Raw genomic sequence first — 13347 nt, forward strand, 5'->3', positions numbered from 1 at the left:
TCACCACAAAAGGTGACAAACCCTGGGCATGTCGAACGGGGCTCGGCCGAACGGGGGGTTCCGTGAACCCGCCCCCGGACAGGGCCGTCCGGGTGGCGTGATCCGAAAGACACGGCCTGAGGGCTGTCCCGTAATCCGCGGTGTCAGCGCGGCGTCAGATGCGGTGCATCGCAAGGCGAAGGGCCGTCCTCGTACCGGGCGCATTCGGGCGATCCCGACAACGCGGCGAGGTGCCGTAGCTGGCGCCGCGCGCCCGCCGGGGATGACGGGACGGCCCTCAGGCCAGGTGGCGCTCCACCGTTTCCACCTTGGACGTCAGCCCGTCGACCACCCCGGGGCGGATGTCGGCCTTGAGGACCAGGGAGACGCGCGGCGCCCGCTCCTCCACGACCGCCACCGCGCGCTTGACCACGTCCATCACCTCGTCCCACTCCCCCTCGACCGAGGTGAACATGGCGTCCGTGCGGTTCGGCAGTCCCGACTCCCGCACGACGCGCACCGCGTCGGCCACGTACTCGCCGACCTCTTCACCGACTCCCAGCGGGGTCACCGAGAACGCGACGATCACGCGGCGTTCGCCGCCTCGCGCCGGGCGCGGGCCGCCATGACGCTGTCGGCCTCCTCGCGCTTGAGGAGCTTGTCGCCGTAGAGGCCGCCGAAGGGCAGCACTGCCAGCAGGAAGAACAGGGCGACCTTCTTGACCGGCCACTTCGCCTTGTTCCACACGTCCAGCAGGAAGACCGCGTAGATGACGAACAGGATCCCGTGCAGGATGCCGAGCGGCATCATCAGGTAGTCGATGTCGGAGATGCGGCTCAGCACCGATCCGAAGATCAGCAGGGCCGGGAACGACAGCGCCTCCGGTACGGAGATGAGGCGCAGCCGGTGCAGGGCGGAAGCGGTCTTGATGTCCACGATGAGCCTTCGGGGTGGTGGCCGGGGGTCGGTTCCAGTCTCTCAGCCGCCCTGACCGATCTTGCGGCGGGGCCGCCGCGGCGCCGCGTCCCGAGTGTGCGAGATGCCGCAGTCGCCGGATATCGGCCACCGGGCCCTGTTCGCCTCCGCCCGCTGCCGATAACGTCATCCCGTGGCTCAGTTCCGACTCCAAGGCAGCAAGGTGCTCGCCGTCGACCTGACCGGGGATGCCGTGAAAGCGAAGAACGGCTCCATGGTCGCGTACGACGGTCAGATGGCCTTCAAGAAGATGACCGGCGGCGGCGAAGGCCTCCGGGGCATGGTGACCCGTCGACTGACGGGTGAGCAGATGACCGTGATGGAAGTGCAGGGGCACGGCACCTGCTTCTTCGCCGACCGCGCGAGCGAGATCAACCTGGTGAACCTGCGCGGTGAGAAGCTCTACGTCGAGTCCAGCAACCTGCTGTGCACCGACGCCGGCCTGCGCACCGGCACGACCTTCACCGGCCTGCGCGGCGGGGCGACGGGCAACGGCCTGTTCACCACCACCGTCGAGGGCTCCGGGCAGGCGGCGATCATGTCCGACGGCCCGGCGGTCGTACTGCGCGTCAGCGCCCAGTACCCGCTCTCCGTCGACCCGGGGGCGTACATCGCGCACACCGGGAACCTCCAGCAGTCCTTCCAGTCGGGGATCAACTTCCGGACCCTGATCGGCGAGGGCTCGGGCGAGGCCTTCCAGATCCGCTTCGAGGGCGAGGGCCTGGTCTACGTGCAGCCCAGCGAGCGCAACACCATCGGGGGCGACATCTGATGCCGTTCCGCGAGATCAACTCGAAGATGGTCGAGGCCCAGGTGATCCCGGGGCAGCGGATGTTCAGCCAGCGCGGCGCGATGCTCGCGTACCGCGGCGACGTCTCCTTCACCCCGAGCCTGACCGGCGGTCAGGGCGGGGTGATGGGCATGATCGGGCGCCGCGTGGCGAACGAGCAGACCCCGCTGATGTCGGTCGAGGGCAGCGGCACCGTGATGTTCGGCCACGGCGGCCACCACATCCAGGTGATCAATCTGACCGGCGAGACCCTGTACGTCGAGGCCGACCGGCTGCTCGCCTTCGACGGCACGCTCCAGCAGGGCACGATGTTCATGGGCTCGCAGGGCGGTGTCATGGGCATGGTCCGCGGCCAGGTGACCGGCCAGGGCCTGTTCACCACCACCCTCAAGGGGCACGGCTCGGTCGCCGTCATGGCCCACGGCGGGGTCATCGAGCTGCCCATCACCCCGAACCGGCCGGTCCACGTCGACCCGCAGGCGTACGTGGCCCACCACGGGGACGTCAGGAACAAGCTCTCCACCGCGCTCGGCTGGCGGGACATGGTGGGGCGCGGCTCGGGCGAGGCCTTCCAGCTGGAGCTGTCGGGACAGGGAGCGGTGTACGTGCAGGCCTCGGAGGAGAAGCTGTGAACTTTGGTCCTGTCATCGGCGGGCCCGGCGGCCCGACGGTCTTCGACCCGCACACCCTGCCTTCCGACGACAACGTGAACGCCTACACCTTCTGCGTGGAGCTCAAGGGGAGCCAGTGGTTCCTGCAGAAGGGCAAGATGATCGCCTACTACGGGCGCATGGAGTTCAACGGCGTCGGCAACGGCCGCTTCGACCGGCTGCTGCGCACCAGCTTCCACTCGCCGATGCACGCCGCCGACTGGGTGGTGGCCGAGGGCTCGGGGAAGATGCTGCTGGCCGACCGGGCGTTCGACGTGAACTCGTACGACCTGGACAATGGAAACCTGACGATCCGGTCGGGCAACCTGCTGGCCTACCAGCCCACGCTCGCCCTGAAGCAGTCGATCGTGCCGGGGTTCCTGACCCTGATCGGAACGGGGAAGTTCGTGGCGGCGTCCAACGGACCGGTGGTGTTCATGGAGCCGCCGCTGCGCGTGGACCCGCAGGCGCTGGTGGGCTGGGCGGACTGCCCGTCGCCCTGCCACCACTACGACCACGGCTACATGTCGGGGGTCCTCGGCGGGCTGCGGTCACTGACGGGCATCGGCGGCAGCTCCGGCGAGGAACACCAGTTCGAGTTCGTCGGGGCCGGGACGGTGCTGCTGCAGTCTTCGGAGACGCTGATGGCGGAGCAGGCGATCGGGGCCGTCGGCGCCGGCGCGGAGTCGGCGGGCGTGCCCGGCGCCGGGTACGGCGGCGGCCACGGGCAGCAGGGTCCGCTGGGGCAGCTGGGCGTGCCGCGCATGCCGGGACAGCTGGGCGACCTCCAGCGGCGCCTGGGACTCTGACAGATTCCACTTCCCTTTTTGTACGTAATTCAACTTCTTAGGTAGAGTTCATTCATGGAGACCATGGAGACCGAGACGGCCACACGCTGGCTGACCGAGGCCGAGCAGTGCACCTGGCGCACCCACCTGGACGTCAGCAGGCTGCTGATGCACCAGCTGGAAAAGGATCTCCAGCCCTTCGGACTCACCAACAACGACTACGAGATCCTGGTGAACCTCTCGGAGTCGCAGGGTCACCGGATGCGGATGAGCGATCTCGCGACGTCGACGCTCCAGTCCAAGAGCCGGCTGTCCCACCAGATCACCCGCATGGAGACGGCGGGCCTGGTCGTCCGGGTGAACTGCGAGTCCGACCGCCGGGGCCTGTACGCCGTCCTGACCGACGCGGGCATGGAGCTCATGCGGAAGGTCGCCCCGCACCACGTGGCGTCCGTCCGCCGGCACTTCATCGACCTGCTGCCACCGGAGGCCCTGGCGGCGCTGCGCGCCTCGCTGGAGCCGGTCGCGGCGCACCTGCGGGACGAGCGCGGCATGGCCTGACACCGGCCCGGTACCGCCGCCGACGGCGCCCGTCCGGGGTGCCGTCCGCGGCGGCCGCCCCGAGAATGAGGGGTAACGCTCGCTCGCCGGCCGCCCGCCGAGCAACCGTAAGCGCATGGCCGGCCAGAGGAGGTCAGCCATGCACCGCAAGCACAAGGCCCGCGTCGCGACGGCCGCGGCCGTCGCCCTGATCGCCGGGGGCCCGGCGGTGGCCGCCGCCGCGCACACCGCCGACTCGGCGGGAACCGCCCCCGCGGCCGCCCCGGTCCGCGCCGACGTGGACGCCGCGGGCGCGGTCGCCGCGGCGCTGAAGAAGTACCCCGGTGTCGTGGAGTCCCTCGACAGGGACGGCGCCGTCTGGCACGTCGACGTCATCGGCAAGAACGGCAAGCACGCGGAACTGACGGTCGACACCCGCAGCGGCAAGGTGTTCACCGAGAACGCCGACGACACGGACGGCGACGACGGCGGGAACAAGGCGCTGGTCTCCGCGAAGGTCACCGCCCAGCAGGCGATGAAGGCGGCCGTGGCCGCCCATTCCGGCCAGGTCCGGTCCGTGGAATGGGACGACGATGACGACAACGGCTCCCGCTACTGGAACGTGGAGATCCAGTCCGGGAACAGGACCACCAACGTCCACGTCGACGCCACGTCGGGCAAGGCGACGGTGTCCGGATCGGACTCCGACGACGACGGCAACTGAAACGCGCCGGTCCACGGGTTCCCGTGCGGACCGGATCGGGCGCCCCTAGACTGGCGAACGCCCGGATTACCCCGATCTTCGAGGGAGTGGCGTCATGGCCAAGCGCGGCAACAAGAAGCGAGCACGCAAGAAGAAGAAGGCGAACCACGGCAAGCGTCCCAACGCCTGACCGGTCCGTCCCGCAGACGTACGAGAGCCGCGCCCCCGAAGACCGGGGCGCGGCTCTCGCGTGCGTACGCCTGCGGCCGCTCAGGACTCCGTCAGCGTCGCCAGGAGCGTGTCCGCGGCCGCGTACGGGTCCAGCTCGCCGGCCGCGACCCGGGCCGCGAGGGCGTCGAGGTGCGCGTCCCCGCGCACGTCGGCCATCCGGGCCCGCAGGGTCGTCACCGCGATGGTCTCCACCTCGCGCGCCGCCCGGGCCGTACGGCGCTCGGCCAGCACCCCGCGCTCGTCCATCCACGCCCGGTGCTTCTCCAGGGCCTCGACCAGCTCGTCGATGCCCTGGCCGCGCGCCGCGACCGTCTTGACGATCGGCGGCCGCCAGTCGCCCGCGCCCCGGGACTCCCCGAGGCCCAGCATGTGGTTCAGCTCCCGGGCGGTGGCGTCGGCGCCGTCCCGGTCCGCCTTGTTCACCACGTAGACGTCGCCGATCTCCAGGATGCCCGCCTTGGCGGCCTGGATCCCGTCGCCCATCCCGGGGGCCAGGAGCACCACCGAGGTGTCGGCCTGCGAGGCGATCTCCACCTCCGACTGCCCGACCCCGACCGTCTCGACCAGGATCACCTCGCAGCCCGCCGCGTCCAGCACCCGGATCGCCTGCGGGGCCGCCCAGGCGAGACCGCCCAGGTGGCCACGGGTGGCCATGGAGCGGATGTAGACCCCGGGGTCGGAAGCGTGGTCCGACATCCGGACCCGGTCTCCGAGCAGTGCACCGCCGGAGAACGGCGAGGACGGGTCGACGGCGAGGACGCCGACCCGCTTGCCGGCCTTGCGGTACGCGGAGACCAGCGCCGAGGTGGACGTGGACTTGCCGACGCCCGGGGAGCCGGTCAGGCCCACCACGTACGCCCCGCCCGTCAGCGGGGCCAGGGCCGCCATCACCTCGCGCAGCTGCGGGGACGCCCCCTCGACCAGCGAGATCAGCCGGGCCACCGCTCTCGGCCTGCCCTCACGCGCCTGGGCCACCAGCTGGGGGACGTCCACCGTCATACGTGCTGCGCTCCTCGGTTCGGGTAGGGATTAAGGACTGCTTCTGCGGACTGCCGCCTTACGGAACGCGGACGATCAGGGCGTCGCCCTGGCCGCCGCCGCCGCACAGCGCGGCCGCGCCGATCCCGCCGCCCCGGCGCTTGAGCTCCAGCGCGAGGTGCAGCACCACGCGGGCGCCGGACATGCCGATCGGGTGGCCCAGGGCAATGGCGCCACCGTTGACGTTCACCCTTTCCGGCGTGACGCCGAGGTCCTTCATTGACTGCACGGCGACCGCCGCGAAGGCCTCGTTGATCTCGATGAGGTCCAGGTCGGAGACCTGGAGGCCCTCCTTCTTCAGGGCGTGCAGGATCGCGTTCGACGGCTGCGACTGCAGCGAGTTGTCGGGACCGGCCACATTGCCGTGGGCGCCGATCTCGGCGATCCACTCCAGACCCAGCTCCTCGGCCTTCGCCTTGCTCATCACGACCACCGCGGCGGCGCCGTCGGAGATCTGCGAGGAGGTGCCGGCCGTGATCGTGCCGTCCTTCGCGAACGCGGGGCGGAGCTTGCCGAGGGACTCGACCGTGGTCTCCGGGCGGATGCCCTCGTCCTGGGAGAAGAGGACCGGGTCGCCCTTGCGCTGCGGGATCTCGACCGGGGTGATCTCGGCGTCGAAGACGCCGTTCTTCTGCGCGGCGGCGGCACGCTGGTGCGAGGTGGCGGCGAACTCGTCCTGCGGGGCGCGCTCGATGCCCAGGCGGGCGTTGTGCTTCTCCGTGGACTCGCCCATCGCGATGTTCTCGAAGGCGTCGGTGAGGCCGTCGTAGGCCATCGCGTCCAGCATCTCGATCGCGCCGTACTTGAAGCCCTCTCGAGACTTCGGCAGCAGGTGCGGGGCGTTGGTCATGGACTCCTGGCCGCCCGCGACCACGATGTCGAACTCGCCCGCGCGGATGAGCTGGTCGGCCAGCGCGATCGCGTCGAGGCCCGAGAGGCACACCTTGTTGATCGTGAGCGCCGGGACGTTCATGGGGATGCCGCCCTTGACCGCCGCCTGGCGGGCCGGGATCTGGCCCGCACCGGCCTGCAGCACCTGGCCCATGATCACGTATTGCACCTGGTCGCCGGCGATGCCCGCCCGCTCCAGCGCGGACTTGATGGCGAACCCGCCGAGGTCGGCGCCCGAGAAGGACTTCAGCGAGCCGAGCAGCCGCCCCATGGGGGTGCGGGCCCCGGCGACGATCACTGACGTGGTGTTGTTCGTTCCGGACATGGAGCACAGCCCCTTGAAGATGAGGGTGAACGAGGGTTTACATGAATGTACTGAGCAGTACCCGCGCCGTCACCGGCCAGTCGGTGTGATCGCTGGCACGTTGCGTGACCGGCCTCCGCAGCGGTGCACTGGTCCCATGCTGACAAGAATCGACCACATCGGGATCGCCTGCTTCGACCTGGACAAGACTGTCGAGTTCTACCGTGCCACGTACGGCTTCGAGGTGTTCCACACCGAGGTCAACGAGGAGCAGGGAGTGCGCGAGGCCATGCTCAAGATCAACGAGACCTCCGACGGCGGCGCCTCCTACCTCCAGCTCCTCGAACCCACCCGCGAGGACTCCGCCGTGGGCAAATGGCTGGCCAAGAACGGCGAGGGTGTGCACCACATCGCCTTCGGCACCGAGGACGTCCAGGGCGACTCGGAGGCCATCCGCGGCAAGGGCGTCAGGGTCCTCTACGACCAGCCCCGCACGGGCTCCATGGGCTCCTCGATCACCTTCCTGCACCCCAAGGACTGCCACGGAGTCCTCACCGAACTGGTCACCTCGAACCCCGACCACTGACGGACCACTGATGGCCCGATTCCCCGGCCGGTAGAGTGGCCATGGCTCGGCCGGGGTTCGGTGCGGAGACGGGGTCGGGGCCTGTGACCCCTGCCCCGGTATCTGACACCATTCCCCGGGGGCGTCGTTCAGCGGGCGAGCGATGCTCAATTGGGAGTGAGCTTGCGACCAGGGGACGGATGGGACCGCGCTGTGCGGGGCTACGAAAGCCAGGAGAGCCATCAGGCTGAAGCCGACCATCTCTCGCGCTTCGAAGCCGAGATGGAGCGGCTGAAGAAGGAGCGCGGGAAGGCCGTCCAGCACGCCGAAGACCTCGGCTACCAAGTCGAGGTGCTGCGCGCCAAGCTCCACGAGGTGCGCCGCAATCTGGCGTCCCGCCCCGCCTACGACAGTGCGGACATGGGCTACCAGGCGGAGCAGCTGCTCCGCAACGCCCAGATCCAGGCCGACCAGATGCGCTCGGACGCCGAGCGCGAACTGCGCGACGCCCGGGCGCAGACGCAGCGCATCCTCCAGGAGCACGCCGAGCACCAGGCGCGCCTGCAGGCCGAGCTGCACGCCGAGGCCGTCAACCGCCGCCAGCGCCTGGACCAGGAGCTCAACGAGCGCCGCCAGACCGTCGAGGCGCACGTCAACGAGAACGTGGCCTGGGCCGAGCAGCTGCGCGCCCGTACGGAGTCCCAGGCCCGCCGGCTCATGGACGAGTCGCGCGCCGAGGCCGAGCAGTCCCTGAACGCGGCCCGTGCCGAGGCCGCCCGCATCGCCGAGGAGACCCGCCGCCGGCTGACCGCCGACGCCGAGGCCGCCCGTGCGGAGACCGAGGCGACCCTGCTGCGCGCCCGCAAGGAGGCCGAGCGGCTGCTGACCGCCGCCTCCGCGCAGGCCCAGGAGGCCACCGAGCACGCCGAGCGGCTGCGCACGAGCAGCAGCGCCGAGGCCGAGCAGACCCGGCAGCAGACCCTCGACCTCGGCCGGGTGGCCGAGCAGCGGGTCCAGGAGGCCGACAACGCCCTGCGCGCCGCGCGCTCCGAGGCCGAGAAGCTGCTCGCGGACGCCAAGGAGAGCGCCGCCCGGCAGCTCGCCTCGGCGGAGTCGGTGAACGAGCAGCGCACCCGCACCGCCAAGGAACAGGTGGCCCGGCTGGTCGGCGAGGCCACCAAGGAGGCCGAGGTCCTCAAGGCCGAGGCCGAGCAGACCCTCGCCGACGCCCGCGCCGGCGTGGAGCGGCTGCGCGCGGAGGCCGCGGAGCAGGCCCGCGCGGCGGCGGCCGAGGACACGGCCGCACAGCTGGCGAAGGCGGCCCGCACCGCGGAGGACGTACTGAACAAGGCCTCGGAGGACGCGCGGGCCACCACCCGCGCCGCCTCCGAGGAGGCCGAGCGGATCCGCCGCGAGGCCGAGTCCGAGTCGGAGCGGCTGCGCGCCCAGGCGGCGGCCACGGCCGACGAGCTCAAGGGCGCGGCGAAGGACGACACCGAGGAGTACCGGGCCCGGACGGTCGAGCTCCAGGAGGAGGCCCGGCGGCTGCGCGGCGAGGCCGAGCAGCTGCGCGCGGAGGCCGTCGCCGAGGGCGAGCGCATCCGCGGCGAGGCGCGCCGCGAGGCCGTCCAGCAGATCGAGGAGGCGGCCCGCACCGCCGAGGAGCTCCTCGGCAAGGCCAAGTCGGACGCGGACGAGCTGCGCGGCGGCGCGAGCGCCGAGAGCGAACGGGTCCGCGCCGAGGCCGTCGAACGCGCCACCACCTTGCGCAAGCAGGCCGAGGAGACGCTGGAGCGGACCCGCGCCGAGGCGGAGCGGCTGCGCGCCGAAGCCGAGGAGCAGGCGGAGTCCGTCCGGGCCGAGGCCGACGCGGCGGTCCGTGCGCGGCGCGAGGAGACCGAGCAGGCCCTCGCGGCCAAGCGGGCGGAGGCCGACGAGGAGCTCGTCCGCCTGCACGCCGAGGCCGAGAGCCGGCTGGGCACGGCCGAGCAGACGCTGCGCGACGCCCGCGGGGCGGCGGAGAACATCCGCCGGGAGACCGCGGAGGAGGTTGACCGGCTGCGCGCCGAGTCGGCGGAGCGGATCCGCACCCTCCAGGCGCAGTCGGAGGCGGAAGCCGACCAGCTGCGCACGGACGCGGCGGACGACGCCGGGCGCACCCGCGCGGAGGCCGAGCAGGTCGCCGTACGGCTGCGCAGCGAGGCGGAGTCCGAGGCGGAGCGGGTGCGCTCGGAGGCCCAGGAGACCGCGGACCGGCTGCGCGCGGAGGCGAAGGCCGCCGCCGAGCGGGTCGCCGCGGAGGCCGCCGAGGCGCTGGCCGCCGCGCAGGAGGAGGCCGCCCGGCGCCGCCGGGAGGCCGAGGAGACCCTGGCGTCGGCCCGTACGGACGCGGACAGCGAGCGGGCCCAGGCCCGCGAGCAGAGCGAGGAACTGCTGGCCTCGGCCCGCAAGCGCTCGGAGGAGGCGCAGGCCGAGGCGGCCCGCCTGACCGAGGAGGCGGAGCGGCGCGCCGCGGAGCTGGTGTCGGCGGCGGAGGCCACCGCCCAGCAGGTGCGGGACGCCGTCGCCGGTCTGCACGAGCAGGCCGAGGAGGAGATCGCAGGGCTGCGCAGCGCCGCCGAGCACGCGGCGGAGCGTACGAAGACGGAGGCCGAGGAAGAGGCCGCTCGGGTCCGCGCGGACGCCTACGACGAGCGCGAGCGGGCCACCGGGGACGCCAACCGGATCCGCACCGAGGCGCGGGCCGAGACGGACGCGGCGAAGGCGCTGGCCGAGCGTACGGTCGGCGACGCGATCGCCGAGGCGGAGCAGCTGCGCGGCGACACCGCCGAGTACGCGCAGCGCGTCCGTACGGAGGCGACGGACGCGCTGGCCGCGGCCGAGCGCGACGCGGCCCGCACCCGGGCCGACGCCCGGGAAGACGCGAACCGGATCCGCGGCGAGGCGGCGGAGGCCCTGGAGTCCTCGCGCGCCGAGGGCGGCCGGATCGTCGCGGAGGCGACGGCGGAGGCGAAGCGGCTGACCGACGAGGCCGAGGCCGCGAACGCGGTGACGGTCGGCGAGGCCGCGGCGGAGGCCGAGCGGCTCACCACCGAGGCGGCGCTGGCGGCCGACGCCACCCGCGCCGAGGCGGCGGGCACCCTGGACGAGGCCCGTTCCGAGGCCAACCGGCTGCGTACGGAGGCGGCCCAGCAGGCGGACCGGCTCATCACCGAGGCCGCCTCCGAGGCGGACAAGCTCACCGAGGAGACGCGCGCCGCGAACGAGAGCGCGGTCGGCGAGGCGAAGGCGAAGGCCGAGCGGCTCACCCGCCAGGCGTCCGACATGCTGGCCGCGGCCGAGCGGGACGCGGCGCGGGTCCTGGTCGACGCCCGCAACGAGGGCGACCGGCTGGTCGACGAGACGCGTGCGGCCAACGAGGCCACGGTCGGCGAGGCCGCGGCCGAGGCCGAGCGGCTGCGCGCCGAGGCGGCGCGGACCCTGGACGACGCCCGTGCGGAGGGCGGCCGGATCATCGGCGAGGCCACCGCGGAGGCCGACCGGGTCACGGTCGCGGCGAACGAGACGCTGGCGAGCGCCGAGCGGGAGTCGGAGCAGACGCTCGACGAGGCGCGCGCGGAGGCGAACCGGCTGCGCAGCGAGGCCGCCGAACAGGCGGACCGGCTCATCACGGAGGCGGCGTCCGAGGCGGACCAGCTCACCGAGCAGACCCGCAAGGACAACGAGCGCACGGTCGGCGAGGCGCAGTCCGAGGCCGAACGGCTGCGTGCGGAGGCCTCGGAGGCCCTGGCCTCGGCGCAGGAGCACGCGACCCGTACCCGCTCGGAAGCCGAGCGCGTCAAGGCCGAGGCGGCGACGGCCGCGGAGCGCATCCGTACGGAGGCCCGCACGGAGTCCGAGCGGCTGCTGGACGAGGCCCGCGAAGCCGCCAACAAGCGGCGCAGCGAGGCCGCGGAGCAGGTGGACCGGCTCATCACCGAGGCGGCGGCCGAGGCGGACAAGCTCACCGGCGACGCGCAGGCGCAGGCCCTGGCGGCCACGACGGCGGCCGAGGAGCAGGCCGACGCGATGGTCGCCGCGGCCCGCAAGGAGGCCGCGCGGATCTCCTCGGAGGCGACCGTCGAGGGCAACTCCCTGGTGGAGAAGGCCCGTACGGACGCGGACGAGCTGCTGGTCGGTGCGCGCACGGACGCGGCCGCCATAAGGGAGCGGGCGGAGGAGCTGCGCTCCCGCGTCGAGGCCGAGGTCGAGGAGCTGCACGAGCGGGCCCGCCGGGAGTCCGCCGAGCAGATGAAGTCGGCCGGCGAGCGCGTGGACAAGCTGGTGCGGGCGGCGACCGAGCAGAGCGTCGAGGCCGAGGCGAAGGCCAAGGCGCTGGTGTCGGACGCGAGCAGCGAGGCGAGCAAGGTCCGCATCGCGGCGGTCCGCAAGGCGGAGGCGCTGCTCAAGGAGGCCGAGCAGAAGAAGGCCGAGGTGACCCGGGAGGCCGACAAGGCCCTCTCGGAGGCGAAGGCGGAGGCCGAGCGGCTGGTCGACGAGGGCCGCCGTGAGCTGGAGGTCCTGGTGCGCAGGCGCGAGGACATTCAGGCGGAGATCTCCCGTGTCCAGGACGTTCTTGAGGCGTTGGAATCATTCGAGGCGCCTTCGGGCGGCGGAAAGCCGGCGGTCGGCGGTCAGGGCGCGGGGGGCGTGAAGGCCGGAGCCACTGCCGGTTCCACTCGTTCGGGTGGCAAGGCGTCGGAGGGCTAGCAATCGCTCAAGATGTGTGTTCCTGATGAAGGTTCAGCCGAACGAGTGACAAGCATTCTGTCGTCTTGCCACTCAAAAGGGGTGTCATTGTCCAGATCAAACGTGGATTGACTCGATGACACGCCGCTCGGGCGCCTAGGATTCCCCTAACACCTCACGTAGCACCTCATCGGTCTCATTCGACAGGAACCCCATGAGCGACACTTCCTCCCCCTTCGGCTTCGAGCTCGTGCGGCGTGGTTACGACCGCGGTCAGGTGGACGACCGCATTACCAAGCTGGTCTCCGACCGCGACAGCGCCCTTGGACGTATCAACTCTCTGGAAAAGCGGATCGAGGAGCTGCACCTCGAGACGCAGAACGCCCAGGCCCAGGTGAGCGACGCCGAGCCGTCGTACGCCGGCCTCGGCGCCCGGGTCGAGAAGATCCTGCGCCTGGCCGAGGAGGAGGCGAAGGACCTGCGCGAGGAGGCCCGTCGCGCGGCCGAGCAGCACCGCGAGCTCGCCGAGTCGGCTGCCCAGCAGGTGCGCAACGACGCCGAGTCGTTCGCCGCCGACCGCAAGTCGAAGGCGGAGGACGAGGGCGTCCGCATCGTCGAGAAGGCCAAGGGCGACGCCTCCACCCTGCGCGCCGAGGCCCAGAAGGACGCCGCCTCCAAGCGCGAGGAGGCCGACGCCCTGTTCGAGGAGACCCGCGCCAAGGCCGCCCAGGCCGCCGCGGACTTCGAGACGAACCTCGCCAAGCGCCGCGAGCAGTCCGAGCGCGACCTGGCCTCGCGTCAGGCCAAGGCCGAGAAGCGCCTCGCGGAGATCGAGCACCGCGCCGAGCAGCTGCGCCTGGAAGCCGAGAAGCTCCGTACCGACGCCGAGCGCCGCGCCCGCCAGACGGTGGAGACCGCGCAGCGCCAGGCCGAGGACATCGTCGCCGACGCCAATGCGAAGGCCGACCGCATCCGCAGCGAGTCCGAGCGCGAGCTGGCGGCGCTCACCAACCGCCGCGACTCGATCAACGCCCAGCTCACCAACGTCCGCGAGATGCTGGCGACGCTGACCGGCGCGGCCGTCGCGGCGGCCAACCCGATCGTCGACGACGAGCCGGTCACCCGCGGCGTTCCGGCGCAGCAGAGCCGCTAGTACGCGCGGTAG

Annotated in this window: 13 protein-coding genes; 9 read left to right on the forward strand and 4 right to left on the reverse strand. The window is 72.2% G+C overall.

Annotation, left to right across the window (positions count from 1 at the left end):
- Nucleotides 1-277: 277 nt before the first annotated feature.
- Entirely contained in the window at nt 278-568 is a 291-nt protein-coding gene (locus tag K7B10_RS14190) for an MTH1187 family thiamine-binding protein (RefSeq protein WP_229336423.1), read from the reverse strand.
- Nucleotides 565-915, reverse strand: a complete 351-nt coding sequence (locus K7B10_RS14195) for a DUF3817 domain-containing protein (protein ID WP_229336424.1) — start codon at nt 913-915, stop codon at nt 565-567. Before K7B10_RS14195 ends, K7B10_RS14190 begins: the two co-directional genes overlap by 4 nt.
- Nucleotides 916-1087: 172 nt before the next feature.
- Between K7B10_RS14195 and K7B10_RS14200 the strand changes: the two genes are divergently transcribed.
- The 6 genes from K7B10_RS14200 (at nt 1088) to K7B10_RS41590 (ending at nt 4615) form a co-directional block, all read left to right on the forward strand.
- The gene (locus tag K7B10_RS14200; RefSeq protein ID WP_053689446.1) at nt 1088-1726 is read left to right on the forward strand and encodes an AIM24 family protein; all 639 of its coding nucleotides are present in this window, start codon (nt 1088-1090) and stop codon (nt 1724-1726) included.
- The gene (locus K7B10_RS14205) at nt 1726-2376 is read left to right on the forward strand and encodes an AIM24 family protein (RefSeq protein ID WP_099889418.1); all 651 of its coding nucleotides are present in this window, start codon (nt 1726-1728) and stop codon (nt 2374-2376) included. The genes K7B10_RS14200 and K7B10_RS14205 overlap by 1 nt, the downstream gene beginning before the upstream one ends.
- A complete protein-coding gene (locus tag K7B10_RS14210; RefSeq protein ID WP_229336425.1) occupies nt 2373-3203 on the forward strand; it encodes an AIM24 family protein in 831 nt (276 codons plus the stop codon). Before K7B10_RS14205 ends, K7B10_RS14210 begins: the two co-directional genes overlap by 4 nt.
- 63 nt (nt 3204-3266) lie before the next feature.
- Nucleotides 3267-3743, forward strand: a complete 477-nt coding sequence (locus tag K7B10_RS14215) for a MarR family winged helix-turn-helix transcriptional regulator (RefSeq protein ID WP_229345023.1) — start codon at nt 3267-3269, stop codon at nt 3741-3743.
- Nucleotides 3744-3882: 139 nt separating this feature from the next.
- The gene (locus tag K7B10_RS14220; RefSeq protein ID WP_229336426.1) at nt 3883-4446 is read left to right on the forward strand and encodes a PepSY domain-containing protein; all 564 of its coding nucleotides are present in this window, start codon (nt 3883-3885) and stop codon (nt 4444-4446) included.
- 94 nt (nt 4447-4540) lie between these two features.
- Nucleotides 4541-4615: a 50S ribosomal protein bL37 gene (locus K7B10_RS41590; protein WP_099895366.1), complete on the forward strand. Its 75-nt coding sequence runs from the start codon at nt 4541-4543 to the stop codon at nt 4613-4615.
- Nucleotides 4616-4695: 80 nt separating this feature from the next.
- Here K7B10_RS41590 and meaB read toward each other — a convergent pair whose 3' ends face one another.
- Nucleotides 4696-5655, reverse strand: coding sequence for a methylmalonyl Co-A mutase-associated GTPase MeaB (gene meaB / locus K7B10_RS14225; RefSeq protein WP_030857200.1), 960 nt, complete (start codon nt 5653-5655; stop codon nt 4696-4698).
- Between the two features lie 58 nt (nt 5656-5713).
- Nucleotides 5714-6910 carry an acetyl-CoA C-acetyltransferase gene (locus K7B10_RS14230; RefSeq protein ID WP_229336427.1) on the reverse strand — a complete coding sequence of 399 codons (1197 nt, stop codon included), beginning with the start codon at nt 6908-6910 and terminating at the stop codon, nt 5714-5716.
- A gap of 136 nt (nt 6911-7046) precedes the next feature.
- Here K7B10_RS14230 and mce point away from each other — a divergent pair, with 136 nt between their 5' ends.
- The 3 genes from mce (at nt 7047) to K7B10_RS14245 (ending at nt 13335) form a co-directional block, all read left to right on the forward strand.
- The gene (gene mce / locus K7B10_RS14235; protein ID WP_229336428.1) at nt 7047-7475 is read left to right on the forward strand and encodes a methylmalonyl-CoA epimerase; all 429 of its coding nucleotides are present in this window, start codon (nt 7047-7049) and stop codon (nt 7473-7475) included.
- A gap of 192 nt (nt 7476-7667) precedes the next feature.
- The gene (scy, locus tag K7B10_RS14240) at nt 7668-12203 is read left to right on the forward strand and encodes a polarized growth protein Scy (protein ID WP_229336429.1); all 4536 of its coding nucleotides are present in this window, start codon (nt 7668-7670) and stop codon (nt 12201-12203) included.
- A 193-nt stretch (nt 12204-12396) separates the two neighbouring features.
- Nucleotides 12397-13335, forward strand: a complete 939-nt coding sequence (locus K7B10_RS14245; protein WP_030153801.1) for a coiled-coil domain-containing protein — start codon at nt 12397-12399, stop codon at nt 13333-13335.
- Nucleotides 13336-13347: the final 12 nt, after the last annotated feature.

The sequence above is a fragment of the Streptomyces flavotricini genome (genome assembly GCF_020639365.1).
In the GTDB taxonomy this organism is placed as follows: Bacteria; Actinomycetota; Actinomycetes; order Streptomycetales; family Streptomycetaceae; genus Streptomyces; species Streptomyces flavotricini.

What these genes read in the sequence shown, in the direction of transcription:
- K7B10_RS14205 (WP_099889418.1), top strand. Translation starts at nt 1,726, where the DNA reads ATGCCGTTCCGCGAGATCAACTCGAAGATGGTCGAGGCCCAGGTGATC.
- K7B10_RS14215 (WP_229345023.1), top strand. Translation starts at nt 3,267, where the DNA reads ATGGAGACCGAGACGGCCACACGCTGGCTGACCGAGGCCGAGCAGTGC.
- K7B10_RS14220 (WP_229336426.1), top strand. Translation starts at nt 3,883, where the DNA reads ATGCACCGCAAGCACAAGGCCCGCGTCGCGACGGCCGCGGCCGTCGCC.
- meaB (WP_030857200.1), bottom strand. Translation starts at nt 5,655, where the DNA reads ATGACGGTGGACGTCCCCCAGCTGGTGGCCCAGGCGCGTGAGGGCAGG.
- K7B10_RS14230 (WP_229336427.1), bottom strand. Translation starts at nt 6,910, where the DNA reads ATGTCCGGAACGAACAACACCACGTCAGTGATCGTCGCCGGGGCCCGC.
- mce (WP_229336428.1), top strand. Translation starts at nt 7,047, where the DNA reads ATGCTGACAAGAATCGACCACATCGGGATCGCCTGCTTCGACCTGGAC.
- K7B10_RS14245 (WP_030153801.1), top strand. Translation starts at nt 12,397, where the DNA reads ATGAGCGACACTTCCTCCCCCTTCGGCTTCGAGCTCGTGCGGCGTGGT.